Source organism: Halomicronema sp. CCY15110 (assembly GCF_016888165.1).
In the GTDB taxonomy this organism is placed as follows: Bacteria; Cyanobacteriota; Cyanobacteriia; order Phormidesmidales; family Phormidesmidaceae; genus Halomicronema.
Genome location: NZ_JACSWC010000433.1, coordinates 105,962 through 125,462, shown reverse-complemented (window position 1 = coordinate 125,462; position 19,501 = coordinate 105,962). Strand labels below are relative to the sequence as shown.

The 19,501-nt window shown below is 51.2% G+C and carries 15 protein-coding genes; 10 read left to right on the top strand and 5 right to left on the bottom strand.

Annotated elements, in window-relative coordinates; translation table 11 throughout:
* Window positions 1–49: 49 nt before the first annotated feature.
* Both apcA and JUK32_RS25390 read right to left on the bottom strand, forming a co-directional pair.
* Window positions 50–535, bottom strand: a complete 486-nt coding sequence (gene apcA, locus JUK32_RS25395) for an allophycocyanin subunit alpha (protein WP_204141665.1) — start codon at window positions 533–535, stop codon at window positions 50–52.
* A gap of 524 nt (window positions 536–1,059) precedes the next feature.
* Window positions 1,060–3,750 (bottom strand): phycobilisome rod-core linker polypeptide, encoded by a 2,691-nt coding sequence (locus JUK32_RS25390; protein ID WP_204141664.1) that lies wholly within the window; start codon window positions 3,748–3,750, stop codon window positions 1,060–1,062.
* Between the two features lie 1,080 nt (window positions 3,751–4,830).
* Between JUK32_RS25390 and JUK32_RS25385 the strand changes: the two genes are divergently transcribed.
* The 8 genes from JUK32_RS25385 to JUK32_RS25350 all read left to right on the top strand — a co-directional run bounded on the left by JUK32_RS25385 (window position 4,831) and on the right by JUK32_RS25350 (window position 10,818).
* Entirely contained in the window at window positions 4,831–5,262 is a 432-nt protein-coding gene (locus tag JUK32_RS25385) for an ATP synthase subunit I (protein WP_309224637.1), read from the top strand.
* Between the two features lie 94 nt (window positions 5,263–5,356).
* Entirely contained in the window at window positions 5,357–6,100 is a 744-nt protein-coding gene (gene atpB / locus JUK32_RS25380) for a F0F1 ATP synthase subunit A (RefSeq protein ID WP_204141663.1), read from the top strand.
* A 153-nt stretch (window positions 6,101–6,253) separates the two neighbouring features.
* Window positions 6,254–6,499, top strand: a complete 246-nt coding sequence (atpE, locus tag JUK32_RS25375; protein ID WP_039725670.1) for an ATP synthase F0 subunit C — start codon at window positions 6,254–6,256, stop codon at window positions 6,497–6,499.
* Window positions 6,500–6,591: 92 nt separating this feature from the next.
* Window positions 6,592–7,056, top strand: coding sequence for a F0F1 ATP synthase subunit B' (locus JUK32_RS25370; protein WP_204141662.1), 465 nt, complete (start codon window positions 6,592–6,594; stop codon window positions 7,054–7,056).
* Between the two features lie 62 nt (window positions 7,057–7,118).
* Window positions 7,119–7,637, top strand: a complete 519-nt coding sequence (locus JUK32_RS25365; protein ID WP_204141661.1) for a F0F1 ATP synthase subunit B — start codon at window positions 7,119–7,121, stop codon at window positions 7,635–7,637.
* 6 nt (window positions 7,638–7,643) lie between these two features.
* Window positions 7,644–8,189 carry an ATP synthase F1 subunit delta gene (gene atpH, locus JUK32_RS25360; RefSeq protein ID WP_204141660.1) on the top strand — a complete coding sequence of 182 codons (546 nt, stop codon included), beginning with the start codon at window positions 7,644–7,646 and terminating at the stop codon, window positions 8,187–8,189.
* A gap of 88 nt (window positions 8,190–8,277) precedes the next feature.
* Window positions 8,278–9,795, top strand: coding sequence for a F0F1 ATP synthase subunit alpha (gene atpA, locus JUK32_RS25355; RefSeq protein WP_204141659.1), 1,518 nt, complete (start codon window positions 8,278–8,280; stop codon window positions 9,793–9,795).
* A gap of 75 nt (window positions 9,796–9,870) precedes the next feature.
* On the top strand, window positions 9,871–10,818 hold the full coding sequence (locus JUK32_RS25350; RefSeq protein ID WP_204141658.1) for a F0F1 ATP synthase subunit gamma: 948 nt from the start codon (window positions 9,871–9,873) through the stop codon (window positions 10,816–10,818).
* A 135-nt stretch (window positions 10,819–10,953) separates the two neighbouring features.
* Here JUK32_RS25350 and JUK32_RS25345 read toward each other — a convergent pair whose 3' ends face one another.
* Window positions 10,954–13,536 carry a GH116 family glycosyl hydrolase gene (locus JUK32_RS25345; protein ID WP_204141657.1) on the bottom strand — a complete coding sequence of 861 codons (2,583 nt, stop codon included), beginning with the start codon at window positions 13,534–13,536 and terminating at the stop codon, window positions 10,954–10,956.
* Window positions 13,537–13,924: 388 nt separating this feature from the next.
* On the opposite strand from JUK32_RS25345, the gene JUK32_RS25340 reads away from it, so the two are divergent.
* On the top strand, window positions 13,925–15,859 hold the full coding sequence (locus tag JUK32_RS25340) for an ATP-binding protein (RefSeq protein ID WP_204141656.1): 1,935 nt from the start codon (window positions 13,925–13,927) through the stop codon (window positions 15,857–15,859).
* Between the two features lie 26 nt (window positions 15,860–15,885).
* Here the strand turns inward: JUK32_RS25340 and JUK32_RS25335 are convergent, their stop codons facing one another.
* Window positions 15,886–17,556 (bottom strand): CocE/NonD family hydrolase, encoded by a 1,671-nt coding sequence (locus JUK32_RS25335; protein WP_204141655.1) that lies wholly within the window; start codon window positions 17,554–17,556, stop codon window positions 15,886–15,888.
* Between the two features lie 281 nt (window positions 17,557–17,837).
* The gene (locus JUK32_RS25330) at window positions 17,838–18,344 is read right to left on the bottom strand and encodes a hypothetical protein (RefSeq protein ID WP_239113069.1); all 507 of its coding nucleotides are present in this window, start codon (window positions 18,342–18,344) and stop codon (window positions 17,838–17,840) included.
* Between the two features lie 158 nt (window positions 18,345–18,502).
* Between JUK32_RS25330 and JUK32_RS25325 the strand changes: the two genes are divergently transcribed.
* Window positions 18,503–19,234 carry a GAF domain-containing protein gene (locus JUK32_RS25325; RefSeq protein ID WP_204141654.1) on the top strand — a complete coding sequence of 244 codons (732 nt, stop codon included), beginning with the start codon at window positions 18,503–18,505 and terminating at the stop codon, window positions 19,232–19,234.
* Window positions 19,235–19,501: the final 267 nt, after the last annotated feature.

Sequence of the window (19,501 nt, the reverse complement as noted above, 5' to 3'; positions counted from 1 at the left end):
TCCTTAAATGTTCTTACTTGCGTTAAAAACGTCTTAGTACTTTGCAGAATTACTGCATTGCACCCACGACATAGTCAAAGTAAGCAGAAGCTTCCGCTGCATCTTCACTAGACAACAAACCAGAAGCCACCGCCTTCATGCAGCGAATAGATTCTGCAACTGCAGGAATGGGAGTGCCGAGGGAGTTATACATTTCCCGCACACCGACCAAACCGATCTCTTCGATGGGGGTCACATCGCCCGCAACCACCCCGTAAGTGATGAGACGCAGGTAATAGTCCATGTCACGCAAGCAAGTTGCGGTCATTTCTTCGCCATATGCATTTCCACCAGGGGAAACCACATCAGGGCGCTTTTGGAACATTTGATCGCCAGCTTGCTTGACGATGCGCTCACGCGACTCAGTCAAAACCTGAGCGATCCGAAGACGCTTTTCACCAGAAGTCACAAAGGACTTAATACGGTCTAGTTCGCCGGGGCTGAGGTAACGGGCCTCTGCATCGGCGTTCACGATGGATTTCGTGACAATGCTCATTGGATGGATTCCTCCGAAAAATGTAACCAGATATCAAATTAATAGCTGGCAATCACTGAATCTAAACAGCCAGCAGCTACTCCTAAGAGGCAGTGAAAATCACCTCTGCCGACTTAAAACTTGAGCCCATTAACTGACAGCATGACAACAAATAACGCTTTACTTTGCCAAGAGTGGCAAGGTTTCGTAAAGTCCTCATTTGCTCTCTGGAACTGCTAAGTAATAGGCACCTTACCGAATTATTGTCCGGTATCAGACTCGCCTTCTTGGATGAGTGAAACATTTTGTAATAGTGCTACTCATCTTCTCAAAGCCTTGCCCATAGAAGCTTTTAAAGTACACAAACAGAGATGATCACCTGATCGCTAGGTGGTCATCTCTGCCAAAAAGTCAACACCTTAGGTGGGTCGTTGACGAACAATCAGCCCTAAGCCCTCTAGTACCTCAAACCTTAACAACATAAGGTTTCCTGCCCGAAAGTCTGGCAATGGATTAAGCCGGCCTAGAGCTAAGTGTGTCTTTGCCTAGACAGGTTCAAAGCTCGGCACGACCAGTTCCTTATTTTGCTTAGTTAACTGATTGTAAAGCCGTTCTGTGTTGGGGAAGTTGGCTGCGGGCAAAGTGGGGAAGCGTCGATAAGGGACAGTGTCTTCACCAAAACACTCAGCGTATTCTGGGTTGCTCAGCATCTCTTGGATAAAGCCCCTCAGACCTTGCGTGGCCAGAATCTGGTTGTACTTCCGAATTTCACCCTGATCAACAGGGGCTCGACCCAGGAAGTGCTTAGTTCCCAACTCAATCACTTTCGTATTGGGATAAGGAGCGTAAAACTCACGTAGATATAGCTGCGAACATCCCAACCCTTCGATGAACTCTTTCAGATTGATTTCATCGTTGCCGAGCTTACTCTCCAGCGCGGTGAACTCATTCTGCACCACGTAAGGAGCAATATCGCGCTCAAAAATTTGTCGGTAAGCCGCTTGAATAATTACCTTCAAGGCTGGCTTATCGGCCAAATTGGTGAGTTTGAAGATCTTGGTTTCTTGACGCTGACGGCTCACACCCTGGGCGACTCGCATTTGCAAATCGGGCTGAGAGCGATCGCTATCAGATTGACCAAGCTCAACAAAACGAGGGATCCCCTCCGGCATGTTTTGGGCCATGCCACGAGCCGCCATTGTGGTTGCCCGCATTGTCCGCATCGATAGCCCAGCAGGGGTCAGATAACGCTCATAGGGAATGGTGTCTTCCCCAAAAGCCTCATTGTATTCTGGGCTGTCAATAATGGCGTCTACCAGGGCATAAAAGCCCTTCTTCGCACAGATATCAAAGTACTTGTTAGTCTCTTGACGACCATAAGTAGGACGCCCTAACAAACGCCGATGGATGTACTCAACCGACTTCATCACATACAAAGAAGTCCAATACATCTTGCGGAAAACTTCCGACTTCGCCAAGCTGCGGATAAACTCACGAACCGTGATGTCGCCATTTTCCAACTTGATTTCTGCAGTCTTCAGCCTTTGTCCATCGTACAAGTCACGTCCAAAGACCTGCCGATATGCCGCATTAATTACAGCCTGCGTCGAGGTTTCTGAGAACCGGACACTCGCCTGAGTATTCCCAGTAGCTGGTATCTGGTCGAGCTTAAAGACCTTAGGCCCCAAAGAACCTGGGGCTTTTGGCCGGGCCGCAGGGTTACTCAATTGGTTATCAATCCCCGCTCCCCGACGAATCAAGATGCGGCGAGTGTCTTTATTAAAGAATGCCGGTGTCGCATCTGGATTACGAGTCTCTTTGGGGAAGATCGCCCCAAACTGGATTTCTAACGGATCGTTGCCAGAACCATAAACATGCTGATCCGGCAGCGGCTGGTCATAAGCCGCAAACAGCGTAATAAACTGAGGAACTTTCCGGAAAGGTGCACTGTAGTTGAACAAGTCAAACTGGGGTCCCCAGTTGCGGCATTCTTGTGCCTCTTGCCCTAACCCTCTCAGATAAGGCACCGTCTCTTCACCGAAGTAATCTGCGTACTCCCGTGAATCCACCAAGGCATCAACCAGCGCTGGCAAACCACCAGCGGACACGACGGAGAAATACTGCTGCACCTCTTCACGAGAACTCGGAGCCCGACCAAGAATATGACGGAACGCCAGTTCAAGGGCGCGACTATTGATATAGGGCTCAAAAAAGTTTTTGCGATACAGAGGCGACTTACACAGACGACGAATGAACTCCTTCATGGAGATTTCGCCATTCTTAACCTTAGACTCTAGGTCGCTGAGGTTCAGTGAATAGGCCCGAGTAATATCACGCTCAAAGACTTGACGATAAGCTGCTTTGACAACGTCCTGCTTTTCCAAGATCGACAGCCCAGGCTTCATCGCATATTTGGGTCGCCGCTCAGCCGCATTAAAGTAGATTTGTGGCAGTTCCAGACCTTGCTGATCACTCGAAGGCCGCTGTCGCAACTTATTAGAAGGAGTCGGAGCCTTGAATTCACTCAGAAGGACATCGAAGTATTGAGAAACAATCTCGGTTGCTTCTTGATCGCTGCGGAAGTAGCGTAAAGCCGCAAACCGCATTGTCTGAATTGCCACGATAGTGGCAGCCGTCGAGCAAGCATTCTCAATGATTTCTCGCAGACCCCGAACGTTGACTGAGATAATATTCGGATCACCAGCCACAATTGCGTAGCTGAGGTATCGCAGAAACCAGCTCATGTCTCGCAACGATTTCTGCATGTTGCTGGGGCCGTAACGAGAGACATTGATCGGCCGGAATCCAGGTGGAATTGGCCCAGTAGGCGTCCCAACGCTGAAAATTGACCGCAATCCCTCGAAAATACCACCACCATCGTCATCAACGTAGGTGGCAGTGCCCAACTTGGTCGCCGCTGCCGCATCCATGACTTCCCCGCCCATGGTCATCTGGGGAGCATCACTTTCAGCTGGGCGCTCCAAGTAAGACAGCGGTGAGCCGCCCGTAAAGATTCGGTTGGCCGCTTGAGAAACAATCAACTCAGAATATCGAGTGAGCGCTTCAGCGATCGCAATCCGCTTGCCTCCCGAGTTAAAGAAACCGACAAGTTCCTGCAGTTCTCCCTTGCTCATATAGCGGTCTTGCTGTTCCGCTTGGGAGATAGTCGCGACTGGCAGCGTTTGATACAGCTGGGGGCGCGCCACAACGCTCCCGCCACTAGCTTTTAGAGTCATTCTTTCTCAACGGCTCCCTACTCAACCTTCAAAAACAGATTGCGCCAGGCACTCAAAACCCACCGCAATTACGGTGATAGGAAGAAACCTAGCGGCGATCAAAAACAATGAATAAATCTGGGACATCAACCAACAAGTGATCGATCCAGACTTCAGATTAAAACGATTTGGGATAGAAACCAGTCAATGTTAAAAACTGTGTAACATCAGCAGCTTCTTCAGCTAAACGTCATCCTACAAGGCTCAGCGCCAAAAGATTAGAAAGGTGTAAAGCTCTGTAACGTTTGAGGGATGACTGTCAGGGCCATTGATTGTCACCACCAGGTTTGAGCCCGTCAGTGCGCCATCAACCCTAGAAGAAACTTGGGGGCTTAGGCGGCAGTGAAAAAGGTCTTTAGCATGCGGTGCATGTTCTTAATTGGCTTAGTCCTGACAGGTAATCCAGATTCCTTGTAGAGATTTATGGAGATGAGGCGCTGAACCCACGACGTAAAGGTAAAAAATGAATTTAAATTCTTGGATTACGGATTGTACTCACGGGCAAGATGTCCACCCCAAGCCATATTGCCAATTTGCAAGCAGGCTTTGGAGCTTAACTCTGACTGGTCAGACATGTCGACATCCTCGCGCCCCCTAGAATTGATATTGCCAATAGCCCCCATCCCTGAATCGGTGGTTCGCGTCACTATGCATGATCGGCAATAAACTGGCACTGCAGAGCATACTGCTCACTACCCTTCATGCTGGCCTGTCAATTGCAGGGTGCTATAGATCACGAACTCCTCTCAAAGTGACCGACCAATCATTAGAGGTCACACTCAAATCAGACCAGGGCTCCCCCCCGCACAACATACGCTGAGATTGCTGCCAGAAGCCGCAGCGATAGTTCGGTAGAGTTCGGTAGTACTGGGCGACTGGCAATCAATCTGAGTTTCAGCCAAATTCCATACAATTTTTAGGTAGATCTGGCATATCGCAAAAATTAAAGATTATTACCGTGATATGATCTGCTTTGGCCTTGAACACAGCTAGACTGCGGTGGTTCTGGGCCAAACATTCTGAATTAGCCGGATAAGCTACGTGCAGATTCCTTCCAATTCTGAAATATCTGATGCGGTAGAGACCGAAAAGCCTGAAGTCGCATCTTCCTCTGAAGCATCGATGGACAGCTTTTACAGGCTGCAGGCACAGTTGCTGAAGACAACAATTGCCTTCTCTGGGGTGGTTTTTGCGGCAACTTGCTTCACGTATTCTTTGCATATCGGCCTCAACTATTTGCTTGGTGCATGCACAGGCGTGGTTTACTTGAGGATGTTATCCAAGAACGTTGAGGCAATAGGTAGAAGCTCTACTCGGATATCCAGTAGCCGTTTGGCTTTAGTCGCGGCAATGGTTTTGGTTGCTAGCCAATGGAATCAGCTTGAGGTTATGCCTGTATTTTTAGGCTTTCTAACTTACAAGGCTGCCCTTGTTGGATACATCATATGGACTGTTGTCCCTGGAGAGAAATAGCTTTGCTTTCTTTACACAGTTCAAGCCTTGGTTAAGAGAGTCTAGCACCATTTTTCCGGCAACCTTTTGTGCAAATCTTAAGAATGGCTTAGAGATGATTGATTTAGTGCCGATGTCACTGCTGTTGGCTAAGTTGGAGGTGGGAGAGCATTTTTATTGGGAAATTGCTGGCCTCAAAATCCACGGCCAAGTCTTCATGACATCTTGGTTTGTCATTGCTTTGTTGCTCTTGTTTTCGGTGTTAGCGACTCGGAAAATAGAACGTATTCCATCAGGTCTGCAAAACTTTATGGAATATGGCCTGGAGTTCATTCGCGATTTGGCAAAAGGTCAAATTGGCGAAAAGGAATATCGTCCTTGGGTGCCTTTTGTCGGAACCCTATTCCTTTTCATTTTTGTGTCGAACTGGTCAGGTGCTCTGCTTCCGTGGAAACTCATCCACATTCCAGGAGGTGAGTTGGCTGCACCAACTAATGACATTAATACGACCGTGGCACTTGCTTTGCTGACTTCTTTGGCATACTTTTATGCAGGATTCAGAAAGCGGGGTTTGGGGTATTTTGCTCGCTACATTGAGCCAACTCCAATCCTTCTGCCCATTAATATTTTGGAAGATTTCACCAAGCCTTTATCGCTGAGCTTTCGTCTCTTTGGAAACATTCTGGCAGACGAGTTGGTGGTTGCTGTATTGGTGCTGCTCGTCCCATTATTCGTGCCCTTGCCGGTCATGATTCTGGGGCTATTTACGAGCGCCATCCAGGCACTGATTTTTGCAACTCTTGCTGCTGTTTACATTGGTGAAGCGATAGAAGGCCATGGTGAGGAAGAGCATGGATAGTTTACAGGCTATCCAGATGATCCTAAGTTGATGCGTGGATTTCTAAGCGCAATATCAACAAGGCGGTCCTTAGGGCCACATTTAAGAGCGAACCAGATGGTAAGTTCGATTCTGTAGTTGTTTAGTAGAACATCCACACTTTGAGGTAAGGAAATGGAACCTATTGTTGCTGTTGCATCTGTGATTGCTGCTGCATTGGCCGTTGGGCTAGCTGCTATTGGCCCGGGCATTGGTCAAGGTACTGCAGCTGGTCAAGCAGTAGAAGGTATTGCTCGTCAGCCCGAGGCTGAAGGTAAAATTCGCGGAACTTTATTGCTTTCTTTGGCATTCATGGAAGCGCTGACCATCTATGGTCTCGTTGTAGCTCTGGTTTTGCTCTTTGCGAATCCGTTTAGCTAGAGGCTATCGCTCTCAGCCGGGATTTTTCTCGGCTGAGAGGCCTTGGAATATTGGACTTTCTCTAGATAATGACGCTGTAAGGTTTGAGTGCGATGAGTTGGACGTTGCTACTGGCAGTTGAAGAAGGTGGTGGCCTTTTTGACATTAATGCCACCCTCCCTTTGATGGCGATTCAGTTCCTCATTTTGGCTGTGGTATTGAACAAGGTTTTTTACAGTCCCTTGGGAGATGCAATTGACGAAAGGGATGGTTATGTAAATTCCAGTATTGTTGGTGCCAAAGAGAAATTGGCTAAGGCTGAAAAGATCGCGCAGCAGTATGAGCAAGAGCTTGCTGAATCGCGTAGGCAGGCTCAGGCAATTATTGCTGAAGCACAAGCCGAAGCGGAGAAAGTCGCAAGTAGTCAAATTGCCGCGGCTCAGCAAGAAGCTCAGGCAAATAAGGAGCAGGTTCAGAAAGAAATTGATGCACAAAAAGCTTCGGCTTTTGAAGTTTTAGAGGGACAAGTTGCTTCTTTGACACAGCAAATGTTGGATAAGCTCTTGAGTGCCGCGTAAGCTGCTGGGCGTTTACAGCATTTGAATTTAACTCTTTGGATTGTGTTAGGGAATGAGGAATTATGATTAGTCTTTCACTGCTGGCAACTGAAGGAAGTGGTTTTGGCTTAAATTTTGACCTGCTAGAGACAAACCTCATTAACTTAGTGATTATTTGGGGTGTGCTGTTTTACTTTGGGCGTAAATTTCTGGGAAAAACTTTATCGACTCGTCGTTCTTCCATCGAAGAAGCGATTCTGGATGCTGAGCGTCGCCAGCAAGAAGCCCAGGAATCGTTAAAACAGCAAGAAGAAAATCTGGCGCAAGCCCAATCCAAAGCGAAAGAGATCGTAGCAGCGGCGAAGGAAAATGCGTCTAAGGTTAGCGAAGAGATTTTAGCGCAGGCAAAAGCTGACGTTGAGAAAATGAAGGCTGCTGCAGATCAGGATGTTACCTTCCAGCAGGAAAAGGTGATGCGGGAGCTAAGGCAACGAATCGCTGAGTTAGCTTTGCAGCGTGCAGAAGAAGAATTACCTTCACGACTGACACCAGATCTTCAGACTGCTTTGGTTGATAAAAGTATTGCACTGCTGGGGGACTAATTATTTATGAGTGCGACAACTGTTTCTCTAGAAGTTTCCGATCCTTATGCTCAGGCCTTGATGTCTCTTGCTCAAGATCAGAACCTTGAAGATCAGTTTGGTGAAGATGCACAGGCCGTCTTGGAGCTTTTATTGGCTTCGGAAGAGCTTGAGCAGTTCTTGAAGAATCCTCTCATGAGTGAGGATGCGAAGAAGGGAGTGTTGGAAGAAATTTCAAGCGATCTGAATCCACTCTTTAAGAACTTTCTAAAACTGTTGGTTGATAAGGGCCGTGTTGGATTTATCGTCCCAGTTTTACAGCGCTATCAAGAACTGCTAAGACAGCTGCGAGGCATTGTACTAGCTGAAGTAGCTTCAGCCATTGACTTGTCAGAATCACAGCAGGATCAGATTCGTCAGAAGGTCGTTGCGATGACTGGTGCTGAGCGGGTTGATTTAGCCGTTAGCATCGAACCTAATTTGCTAGGTGGCGTCATTATCAAAGTCGGTTCTCAAGTCGTTGATGCTAGTCTGCGCGGTCAGTTGAGGCGTCTGAGTATGCAGTTGACTTAAGAGACTTGATGGTGGTCTCATATTCAGCTTGAGTTTGTAAGATTGTTTTCGTTTTTTATCGTTCATTCAGTTCAGTAGAGCAATTCCAATGGTAGCTATCAGACCTGACGAAATCAGTAACATTATTAAGCAGCAAATTGAACAGTATGATCAATCTGTTCAAGTTTCCAATGTCGGCACCGTGCTGCAGGTGGGTGACGGTATCGCTCGGATATATGGCCTTGAAAAAGCTATGGCCGGTGAGTTGCTAGAGTTCCAAGATGGTACCGTTGGTATTGCCTTAAATCTAGAGGAAGACAACGTTGGTGCTGTGCTGATGGGGGCTGGCTATGGCATTCAGGAGGGCAGTCCGGTAACAGCGACTGGAAAAATCAATTCAATTCCTGTAGGTGATGCTCTAGTGGGTCGAGTCGTTGACGCTTTGGCTCGTCCGATCGATGGGAAAGGTGACATCGAGACTGGTGAGACTCGATTAACCGAGTCTATGGCACCCGGCATCATTGCTCGTAAGTCGGTATGTGAGCCGATGCAAACGGGAATTACTGCTATCGACGCCATGATTCCTATCGGGCGAGGACAGCGCGAGCTTATTATTGGCGATCGCCAGACTGGCAAAACCGCAGTAGCGATTGACACCATTCTGAATCAGAAAGGTGAAGATGTTATCTGTGTGTATGTTGCCATTGGGCAAAAGGCAGCTTCAGTTGCGCAGGTTGTGAATACCTTGGAAGAGCGCGGAGCAATGGATTACACCATTGTGGTTGCGGCTAATGCCAGTGACCCTGCCCCGCTACAGTATTTAGCTCCCTACACAGGCGCAACCTTAGCCGAATACTTCATGTATAAGGGTAAGCATACTCTGGTCATCTACGATGATCTGTCTAAGCAAGCTCAGGCTTATCGTCAGATGTCGCTGTTGCTACGTCGTCCACCGGGACGTGAAGCTTACCCTGGCGACGTGTTCTACTTACACTCGCGTTTGTTAGAGCGGGCGGCTAAACTCAGCGATGAACTCGGCGGCGGTAGCATGACGGCTCTGCCGATTATCGAGACTCAGGCTGGAGACGTCTCTGCGTATATTCCGACCAACGTTATTTCGATTACTGATGGCCAAATCTTCCTGTCATCTGATCTGTTTAACTCGGGTCTGCGTCCAGCGATTAATGCGGGTATTTCTGTGTCCCGAGTTGGCGGGGCTGCCCAGATCAAGGCAATGAAGAAAGTCGCCGGTAAGTTGAAGTTAGAACTGGCTCAATTTGACGAACTGCAGGCCTTTTCTCAGTTTGCATCAGATTTGGATAAAGCCACTCAAGATCAATTGGCGCGAGGAGTTCGCTTACGTGAGCTACTGAAGCAGCCTCAGAATTCACCTTTGCCTGTAGAAGAGCAAATTGCGATCATCTATGCCGGTATCAACGGATTATTAGACGATATTCCGGTGGATAAGATCACTGAGTTTTCTAAGCAGCTGAGAGATTATCTCAAGACTAGTAAGCCTCGGTACGCCGAGATTGTTAAGACTGAGAAGAAGCTCACCGATGAGCTGTTAGAAATTCTCAAAGGGGCCATTGAGGAAACTAAGCAAGCCTTTATGGCGACTGCTTAGAGTTGTAGATTGGCATCTGGTGGCTATACTTCTTAGTTGGTCATCGGATGCTTCGTTGGTTGGGAAGGTAGAGGAATGGCTAACCTAAAAGCAATTCGAGATCGCATTAAGTCAGTTAAAAATACTCGCAAGATTACGGAAGCGATGCGTCTGGTCGCTACTGCTAAAGTGCGGCGGGCACAGGAGCAGGTGATTGCGACTCGCCCGTTTGCTGATCGCTTGGCGCAGGTCTTGCATGGTTTGCAAATAAGGCTCAAGTTTGAAGACGTTGATTTGCCTTTGCTGCAGGAACGTCCGGTGGAAAAGGTCGCGTTGCTGGTGATTTCCGGCGATCGCGGCTTGTGCGGGGGCTACAACGGTAATGTGATTCGGCGTGCCGAAAACCGGGCGAAAGAGCTGACGGCCAGCAATATTGAGTACACCTATATTTTGGTGGGACGTAAAGCCGTTCAGTATTTTAGTCGTCGAGATCGGCCCATCGACTCTAAGTTCACTGAGTTAGAGCAAATTCCCACTGCGGACGAGGCAGCTCAAATTGCGGATCAGCTTTTGTCCCTATTTTTGTCGGGCACTGTTGATCGAGTTGAACTGGTGTATACGAAGTTCGTTTCTCTGGTCAGTTCTCGGCCGGTCGTTCAAACGCTACTGCCCCTTGATCCCCAGGGTTTAGAAGCAGACGACGACGAAATCTTCCGACTGATTACTCGCAGTGGTCGCATTGACGTCGCCCGTGAGAAGGTGGCTGTCGGCGATCGCACTTTTCCGAAGGATATGCTGTTTGAGCAAGATCCGGTGCAAATTCTGGATGCGTTGCTGCCGCTGTACTTTAGCAATCAGATTTTGCGAGCGTTGCAGGAAGCTGCGGCTAGTGAGCTAGCGGCTCGCATGACCGCCATGAATAATGCTAGTGACAATGCTAGTGATTTGGTGAAGTCCCTGACTTTGGATTACAACAAAGCGCGTCAGGCTGCTATTACTCAGGAAATCCTGGAAATCGTGGGTGGTGCAGAAGCACTGAACTAAGGACAAAATCTAAGCTGATTGTAAATTCATAGCTATGGTCTCGAAAGTGTAGGCCATGGCTATTGTCTTTTTTGGGCCATCTCTAAGTGCGCTGGATAGAAAGGTGTGGCGATCGCGGGTATCTCGACTCGGCCATTAGCCCTCAGGCATCGCATCAGCTGGTCGATCATGGGGGAGATACCATTCCACTAACATGCCGTAGAGTCCCCAAATGGCGAGGGGACGTAGGTAGTGGCAAGCGCGAAACGTCCCAAAAGCAGTGATGGCTTCAGGGGTGCGGAACTGGAGTCCGTGGGCGTAAATTTGCCGAACGACCGCTTCGGTGATGGCAAAGGCTCGCTCTGGCTGATTCATTTGAGCAAAGAAAGTCGCCAGACCAAAGTTGATCCCCGTCCAGACTTCGAGTTGGTGGGTGCCATCCGGATCTTCTGGCACACCGGAGGGCAAGACTCCGTTAGCAGCCCCGATCGCCTGCTCTGGCTGGGCTGATCGAAAGGTGCCTGCCTGTGCTCCGGCAAACTTCTGCGTTTGGGGGATGGCGGCCTGAGCTGCATAGGCGTTGAACTTTACGAAACAAGCGTCGTAGATTGCATCGAGGGCCGATCGCACATATTCTGCTTCCACCAAATCGGGTAAACCCAGTAGGCGCGCACAAAATTGACCACAGAGTTGATCGGCCATAACGACATCAGAGCCGCTACCTGTATCCAGCCGGTAGTACTGACCATTCCACAGCTTTTGATGAAAGTGATTACGACTTTGTTCGAGCCAGCGCTGATACTGGGTCGCCAAAATCGGCGTATTACCGGGAGCCATGCCTGCTTCCGTGAGGGTTGTGGCGATCGCGATCGCGCTTTCCAATGCCGCCATCCAGAGACCGCCGCAGTAAGCACTCACGCCCTTAAGCTGCCAGTCATCAAAGGTTTGGTCAGGGGCACCGCCGTTTTCGGGCAGGCCATCGCCGTCGGTGTCAAAGCGTTTGAGATACTTCAGCGTTTCCGTCACCGCCGGCCAGCAGTCGGCCAAAAATTGCGTGTCCTGTTCACCCGTGAGCTTGTAAGCCCGGTAAACCTGAATCACGAAGTCGCTGGATAAATCCTTCCACTGATTGCAGTCTTGATAGCTGGTGTAATTGGTTTGCACAAAGGGGTGCTCGTTGGGGGCTCCCAAATCATGAGGAGTGGCCCCCTTGAGCTTGCGCGGGGCGTAGTGATTCGCCTCGCCGACAGTGTAGTAGTAGCCAATAATGCGCGTTCGCTCATCCGCAGTGGGAATCGCTCGGGCAAACGCACGAATCACGGCTTTTTCTAACTCGGGCCAGAGCAATAAGGTGGCAAAGCCGCCATAGAGTCGCACATCGAGACTCTCGTACCAGCGGTAGTCTACACATTCGAGCACTGCGAATTGGCCGACCGGATCTTTTTCCGTGGCCGCCGTCCACAGCGTGCCGCCGCTGGTCAGGTCATACAGTTCATTAAAGAGCGCCATTTTGAACCAATCGGAAAAATCCGAACGGTCTAAAATCGGCTGCTGCCAGTCAATAATCTGTTGCTGCCAATGACGAAATTCCTTCAGCGCAGTGCGGGCGATCGCCCATCCATGGCAGCCTTCGCGCCCAAAAAAGTCGGTGTAGCGGCGAAATTCTGATACCCCGGCGGCATATTCGGTGACCGGTAAGTCCCACGCTAACGTGAGGGGAATCTGTCGCGTTTCCCCCGGTTGCAGGGTAAATCTCAGAGCGATCGCACAGCCGATCTGTTCGTCTGCTGCAGCGGGCTGATCCGCCATGTCATTCGACAACGAACCGTCAGTTGCAAAGCTTTGCCAGAGGTCACTGCCGTCGCCAATCGGATTCCAGCGGATGTGGAAAAAGAGTTCGGTGTCGGTCTGTACGGGAGTCGCGATCGCCCAACTGCCGTCCCCCTCCTGGGGCGATCGCCCCAGTTGCGACCAGGTGCCATTCATGACGCAGCCGACCGCATCGCCCGTCTGCACAAACAGGTTGTGGTTGCCAGCACTTTGCCCCAGCGCGGGCACGTAATCGTAGTAGGGGCTGCCGTCATCGCGTTGCAGCACCTCTGGCGACTTTTCCGTATTGGTGAACCAGCCCACCATATTTTGCCAGCTCAGCATGATGCTGAGGGTGATTGGCTGGTCGGTTGGATTGTGCGCCGTCCACAAAAAGACCGCGACGGGATAGCTGGTTTCCTGATAATTGTGAGCCCAAATGGGCGATAGCTGTTCGCAGGTCAGCTCAGCATTAAAAACGTTTTGATAAACAAACCAACTGCGGGGGTAAAGGGCATGGTAAGTGCCAGTGTGGGCTTGGTCAGGGTCGGCATTAGCGGTGGCGGCGGGTTGAGAAGACCGCTGACCGATGGTTTTGGGATACCACTGCCAGGTGCTGAGCGAGCTGTCTGACGGCGCTTCAGTACACAGGGCGTAGGCTTGGGTGCGATCGCCGCTCTGCTCAAACACGCTGAACTGACAACCGGGGAAAGTTTGAAAGATATGTTCCCCGCCATCCAAATGCCAGAGGTTAAAGTCACCTCGGGGCGATCGCCCAATACACCCCGCTCCAAAACCCCCCAGGGGCGCACCATGCCAAGGGCCATCATCTAAATTGCTGGCATAGCGCACGAGGTAATGATGTTCCCAGTCTTGACCAATGGGATGTTGCCAAGCACAAGCAGGAATTGACCCAGGAGAATCTGCCATATTGCCGAAGTAACGGGAAAGAAATATCGTTGCCTGTTCAATAGTAGAGGTTAGGCTTCCCCTCTCTACAGTCAGTTCGGTAATTGCTGCTGGCCCCAAGACCGTGGACGGACCGAATCATGCCCACCACGCCTTGGCATACCTCAAACGGCGGTGAGCTGAAGCGAACGAGGGTGGGTCAGCCGCCACCCGTCGGGGCCAAGGCTGGGAGCCATGCTGCGACCTCAACGACTAGCGCTGTCAGCATGGTTATGTCACCCATCGCCAGCCCCTGATTTCACCTGATTGAAATTGCCGGTGTTCGCAACTTTTGCTACCTGACGATTTCCGGTGGATCGCCACCATGATCGGGAAATCTAGGGTAGTTATTGTCTGAAGTCGCCAAGCCATGAGCAATGAAGACCGAGTCCAGCATGGCATTCCCCATCGATGGCTCAACATCCAACCAGGGATCACACTGCCGTTTGGGAACATGACTCCATTCGGGGCGATCGCCCAAGCCCGGTCAGCAAGCACTTCCGAACTACCGCGATGGCTGATCATCGCCATTGTTCTGGTCTGCATTCTGCCGTTCTCCCTTAACCAGCTGGGGGTAGATTTCAGCTCAGCCACAGTGGCCCTCGATTTAGCCACAACAGCGCAACTTGCCCCAGAGGCCGCCACTGACGCCCTACACCGGGCCATGGAGGGCAGCTATACCCACACCATTCTGGAGTGGAGTGCTTTCTGCGCCGCTATTTTCACGGTCATCTTGGCCTTTGCCCACTTCAACATCAAGCATGATGTGACCACCCCCGTGATTGGGGTGGCCCTACTCTGCGCGGGATTGATGGATGCGTTTCACACCCTGGCTGCTGACCGCCTGATCGACGCAGTGGCCAGCAACCAGAACTTGATTGCCTTCACCTGGGCGCTTTGTCGCCTCTCGAATGCGGCCTTAACTATCATCGGTGTGAGTCTGTTTTTCGTAGGCTCAACCCATCGGAAATGGCAAGGCAACACGATCTTTGTCACGGTGGTCAGCGCAACTTTTGGGCTCTTGGCTTACGGCATTATCCACATTTGTGCCACTAGTGCCAGTTTGCCGACGACGATGTTTCCCGATGCCTTGATTACCAGACCTTGGGATGTGCTGCCGCTAGTTTTATTCGTGATTGCCGGCATCTGGATTTATCCCCAGTTTTATCGTCAGAATCCCAATCTTTTCTCCCATGCCTTGGTGATCAGCACCATCCCCAACATTGCCACTCAAGCCCACATGGCATTTGGTTCGACCGCCTTATTTGATAACCACTTCAACATTGCTCACTTTCTCAAAATCATGGCCTATTTAGTCCCTTTAACGGGCTTAATTTTGGACTATATCAGGACTCATCAAACCTTAGAAAAACGCAATCACGAGCTCGATCTCGAAATCAACGATCGCAAACAGGCAGAACAAAATCTACAGTCGGCAATTCACGAACTTAAAACGACCCAGCTACAGCTCGTGCAAACTGAGAAGATGTCGGGTTTAGGACAATTGGTTGCAGGGGTCGCCCACGAAATCAATAATCCGGTCAACTTTATCTATGGCAATATTCAGCCCGCCAAAGATTACGTTCACGATCTGTTTAGCCTTTTAGAACTCTATCGTGAGCATTATCCTGAACCGCCTGCCAAAATCACCGATGAGATTAACGCCATCGATCTGGATTTCATGGAACAGGATTTGCCCAAGCTATTAGGATCAATCGATGTCGGGGCCGATCGCATTCGCCAGATTGTCATGTCGCTGCGGACTTTTTCTCGACTAGATGAGTCGGAAGTCAAAGATGTCAATATTCACGAGGGAATTGATAGTACCTTAGTAATCCTCACTAACCGTCTTAAGGAAAACGGTCATCGATCGGCCATTAAAGTCGCTAAGTTGTATGGCGAGCTGCCCTTAATCGAATGTTATGCCGGTCAGCTCAATCAAGTCTTCATGAATATTCTGGCAAATGCGATTGATGCCATCGAAGAAAAGTATGAGTCGAATTCAGCCAGCGATACAAACTACCAAGGACAAATTTCTATCGAAACCAGCTTGACCGGTTCGGACAGCATTCTGATTACCATCACGGACAACGGCGTTGGGATGTCAGCCCAGACTCAGCAGAAAGTCTTCGACCCTTTCTTCACGACAAAAATTGTTGGCAAAGGTACCGGTATGGGCATGCCCATTAGCTATCAGATTATTACTGAAAAACATCGGGGAGAACTGATTTGCGAGTCGAGCCCTGATGAGGGCACAACGTTCAAAATCACCATTCCGAAAGCTGTCCAGCATCGCTCGATTTAAAGACACTGGATTGCTCCATTTAGGGCTCAGCCACTGGTCAACAAAAGGTAGGACTGGGGGTGATTACAGTTGACGCTGAGGGTAATGATTTGGGCGTCGATAAGGGATGAGTCGGGATGGGCGATCGCCCCGCCGAGGTTGACGGTATAGGCCGGAAAACTCGCGGCGCTGATACTGACCCGTAACGCCTGCCCGGGAGCACAGCTAAAACAGGTGGGCTGTAATTTCACCCGGTGAGTTTGCCAAACGTTGGGGGGACCAGTGAAACGACCATATCCCTGGGTCAAGTTATACACAGTGCCATCGGGTCGCACTTCTGACAGGGTGAGGCTGAGGTCAAAGCTGGGGCGATCGCACTGGCAATATAGGCTGATTTCCCCATGCCCCGCTACGGCCAAGGTTTGGGGCAATGGATCAGAGGTGTAAGTGAGCACATCGCTGCGACCATCGATCGCGGCGCGATTAAACGACCCTGCCGGTAACGCCGCATGGCCCCCTTGGGAGGGCACTGGTCGCCACGGATCGTGGACCCAAGTGTCGATGCTGGGCGTCGCCGTGGCCGAGGCGGGGGACGCATCGACTAAAGGCACTGTTACCTGGAGGAGTTTGCCATCGCCACTGTGCATGGCGGCGAGCCCGCTACTGGAGAAGTGCCAGCACTGGAGATCGCCCTCGGGCCAGTGGTCAAAAGCTCGCCAGCGATTGTGACCCATCTCAAAAAAATTAACCGGGGGTTGGTTGAGTAGTTGCGCCGGTTCGTCCCGGAGCCAGTGGGCAAACCACTGGATTTGGAGGCGATCGATAGGGCTATTGGCCGCAGTACCAAAATTGCGTCCCCCGACCTGTTGGCTCCAGGGCAAATGGCCCCAAGGCCCAATCCACAGCGGTTGGGGAAACTGACTGCGGGCCGCCATTTCCTGATACAGTCGCACGTCGCCCCGCAGATACGGATCAAACCAGCCGCCAATGTGTAACATCGGCAGGTCAACGGCCTGGAGTTGAGGCGTGATGCTTTGCCAGTAGGGCGCATCCGGCGGGTGCTGTCGCCAGTCGTGAAAAAATGAGTCGGGGGCATAGCGCTGGAGCACCTCGGGGCAAGCGGGGTTCGCGTCATGCACAGGCAACTGTCGCGACGCTTGGTACAGCGCCTGAAACGCGACTTGATCGCCCTGGCGGCGAGCCGTTTCCGCCGCGAGTTGGATGGCCCACCCCACCCCCGCTTGGAGCAGCAAAGCGCCATTTTCGTAGGCCCAATCTTCACCGGGGTGATAGCCCACCATGGCGGGGGCGATCGCTCTCAACGCTTTGGGGTGGGCCTGGGCCGCGAATAACTGGGTCATGCCCTGGTAGGAAAAGCCATACATGCCCACCCGACCATTGCTGCCCGGCAAATGAGCCGCCCATTCCACCGTGTCAAACCCGTCGTTGACCTCGTGGGCAAAGAGCTGAAACTCACCTTCGGAGGTGCCGCGCCCCCGCACATCTTGGATGACGACGATGAACCCGTGGGCGGCGTACCAACTAGGGTGCGCATAGACGACCGTCGAGGCGATCGCGCGGCCATAGGGCTGCCGCATCAGCAATACCGGGAATTTGCCCGCCGCGTCAGGACGATAAACGTCGGCATCTAAGCGGACGCAATCGCGCGTGAGTATAGAGACGCTTTCTTTCGGTAAGACGGAATATCGGGGTCGCACAAATTTTTCGGAGTCAACTTAGCAAAGGACTTTTACCCATCGTTGCTGGTGATGCGGAAACACTTTGTAGCCAATGTGCGATCGCCTCACAGTGAACGTTGATCACTATCAGGTCAGGGGAAATCTGCCATTTAACGACATGCTTCCACGCGGGAGGCTGATTCAACTTACGACACTGTCCCAGAAATATCGGGTCGTTTTAGCTCAACCTCCAGAAACGATGGTGAGGTGGTGAGGCCTGGGTTAATCTAAGCGGGCGATCGCCGATCACGGAGCTCACACTAATCGGAGCCCCCCCACGTCCAGCGGGGGTTGCCTTCCCGGAGTCCCCCAAACAGCAGCGTTGAGGTGTAGCCGTTGGCATCGGGGATGCCGGTCATGTCAAGGGTCGCGGTCACTTCACCGTCGGCCAGCTGCACTTGCAAGTAGGCGTGACCGGCGTAAGGTTCGTCATCAATGCGGTTGATGATGGCCGAGCCTTCGCAGTTGCGAAACTCTGGCTTGAGGGTGGCGACCCAGGTGATGCTGAAGGGGTCAGTCGTAGCGACGCGGACGGCGGTCGCGATATCCCGCAGTTTGATCATGCCATCCCAGGCATAACTGCCTTCCACGTAAGGACGCCGGGTTTCGTGGGCAATCAGTTGAGGGGGACAGCTATCCAAGGGGGCGTCGAGGGTGGGCAAAACGTCGAGTTCAAGGGTGGTGGCCAGAGCCGCCGCACCAAAACTGGTTAACACGCTAAAGGGGATGGCCCAGAGGAGCGATCGCCGGAATTGCATAGATCTCATCTCCTATCGAGGGTAGGGGGATAGATTTATTCAACCAGGTTATTGTGACGAGAATGACGGCTGCACATTAAGCACTGTCAACTTTTACGTTCACCGGTCAGGGATACCAGGTGGGATTTCTAGAATGAGACAATGATTTTAAACGTGGAGTCGTGACGATGAAGCCACCAGTTCTCACGCAGGAAGCGAAACGACTCGAAGCTCTCCGGCAGTACCAAATTTTAGATACCCCGGCGGAACAGGCCTACGATGACATCACAGCGCTGGCTGCATTTATTTGTGATGTGCCGATCGCCCTGATCAGCCTGGTAGAAGAACATCGCCAGTGGTTTAAGTCGAAAGTCGGGTTAGCCGTTAGCGAAACGAGTCGGGACGTATCGTTTTGTGCCCATGCGATCGCCCAACCCGAGACCTTGGTGATTCCCGATGCCTTATTGGACGAGCGGTTTGTCGACAATCAATTGGTGACTTGTGCTCCCAACATTCGATTTTACGCGGGCGTGCCATTAGTGACCCCATCTGGCGTCGCGATCGGCACTCTGTGTGTGATTGATCATCAGCCGCGTCAGCTCTCGCCCCAGCAGCTCAAAACGCTCGAAGCTTTGGCCCGCCAGGTCGTCATGCAGTTAGAACTCAAGCGCACCTCAGCACAACTGGCCGATTCCCTACAAAAGCTCAAGCTTATGGAGGGGCTGATTCCCATTTGCTCTTATTGCAAAGGCATTCGCAATGATGAGGGCTTTTGGCTCACAGTCGAGCGATTTATGGCAGCCCACGGCGATGTGAACTTTACCCACGGTGTTTGCGACGACTGTATGCGCCAGCAATTTCCCGAAGTGGCTGACGTGCTGCTGCCCCGAGATTCCGTTCAGAAGCGACCTGAAAGCTAGTACTCAACGGACACCAATTCACCCTTATCCCCCATTCCCCTCTTCCAGCTACTACGTATACACAAGTTATCCGTCATGACTTGCCAGCGATTCAGCCCCCTAAATCCCCCAAGTTTGGGGGACTTTGAATTCGGGTCTCCCCCCAGAATTGGGGGAATAAAGGGGGGCCAATGCCGCATTTTGAGGGAGCCATCGAGATGTGTGTACGCAGCAGCCTTCGCCCTCTGGGAGAAAGGGAGCCGGGTCGAAAGTCCCTCGCCCCTCGGG

What these genes read in the sequence shown, in the direction of transcription:
- apcA (WP_204141665.1), bottom strand. Translation starts at nt 535, where the DNA reads ATGAGCATTGTCACGAAATCCATCGTGAACGCCGATGCAGAGGCCCGT.
- JUK32_RS25390 (WP_204141664.1), bottom strand. Translation starts at nt 3,750, where the DNA reads ATGACTCTAAAAGCTAGTGGCGGGAGCGTTGTGGCGCGCCCCCAGCTG.
- atpB (WP_204141663.1), top strand. Translation starts at nt 5,357, where the DNA reads ATGATTGATTTAGTGCCGATGTCACTGCTGTTGGCTAAGTTGGAGGTG.
- atpE (WP_039725670.1), top strand. Translation starts at nt 6,254, where the DNA reads ATGGAACCTATTGTTGCTGTTGCATCTGTGATTGCTGCTGCATTGGCC.
- JUK32_RS25370 (WP_204141662.1), top strand. Translation starts at nt 6,592, where the DNA reads ATGAGTTGGACGTTGCTACTGGCAGTTGAAGAAGGTGGTGGCCTTTTT.
- JUK32_RS25365 (WP_204141661.1), top strand. Translation starts at nt 7,119, where the DNA reads ATGATTAGTCTTTCACTGCTGGCAACTGAAGGAAGTGGTTTTGGCTTA.
- atpH (WP_204141660.1), top strand. Translation starts at nt 7,644, where the DNA reads ATGAGTGCGACAACTGTTTCTCTAGAAGTTTCCGATCCTTATGCTCAG.
- atpA (WP_204141659.1), top strand. Translation starts at nt 8,278, where the DNA reads ATGGTAGCTATCAGACCTGACGAAATCAGTAACATTATTAAGCAGCAA.
- JUK32_RS25350 (WP_204141658.1), top strand. Translation starts at nt 9,871, where the DNA reads ATGGCTAACCTAAAAGCAATTCGAGATCGCATTAAGTCAGTTAAAAAT.
- JUK32_RS25345 (WP_204141657.1), bottom strand. Translation starts at nt 13,536, where the DNA reads ATGGCAGATTCTCCTGGGTCAATTCCTGCTTGTGCTTGGCAACATCCC.
- JUK32_RS25340 (WP_204141656.1), top strand. Translation starts at nt 13,925, where the DNA reads ATGAGCAATGAAGACCGAGTCCAGCATGGCATTCCCCATCGATGGCTC.
- JUK32_RS25330 (WP_239113069.1), bottom strand. Translation starts at nt 18,344, where the DNA reads ATGAGATCTATGCAATTCCGGCGATCGCTCCTCTGGGCCATCCCCTTT.
- JUK32_RS25325 (WP_204141654.1), top strand. Translation starts at nt 18,503, where the DNA reads ATGAAGCCACCAGTTCTCACGCAGGAAGCGAAACGACTCGAAGCTCTC.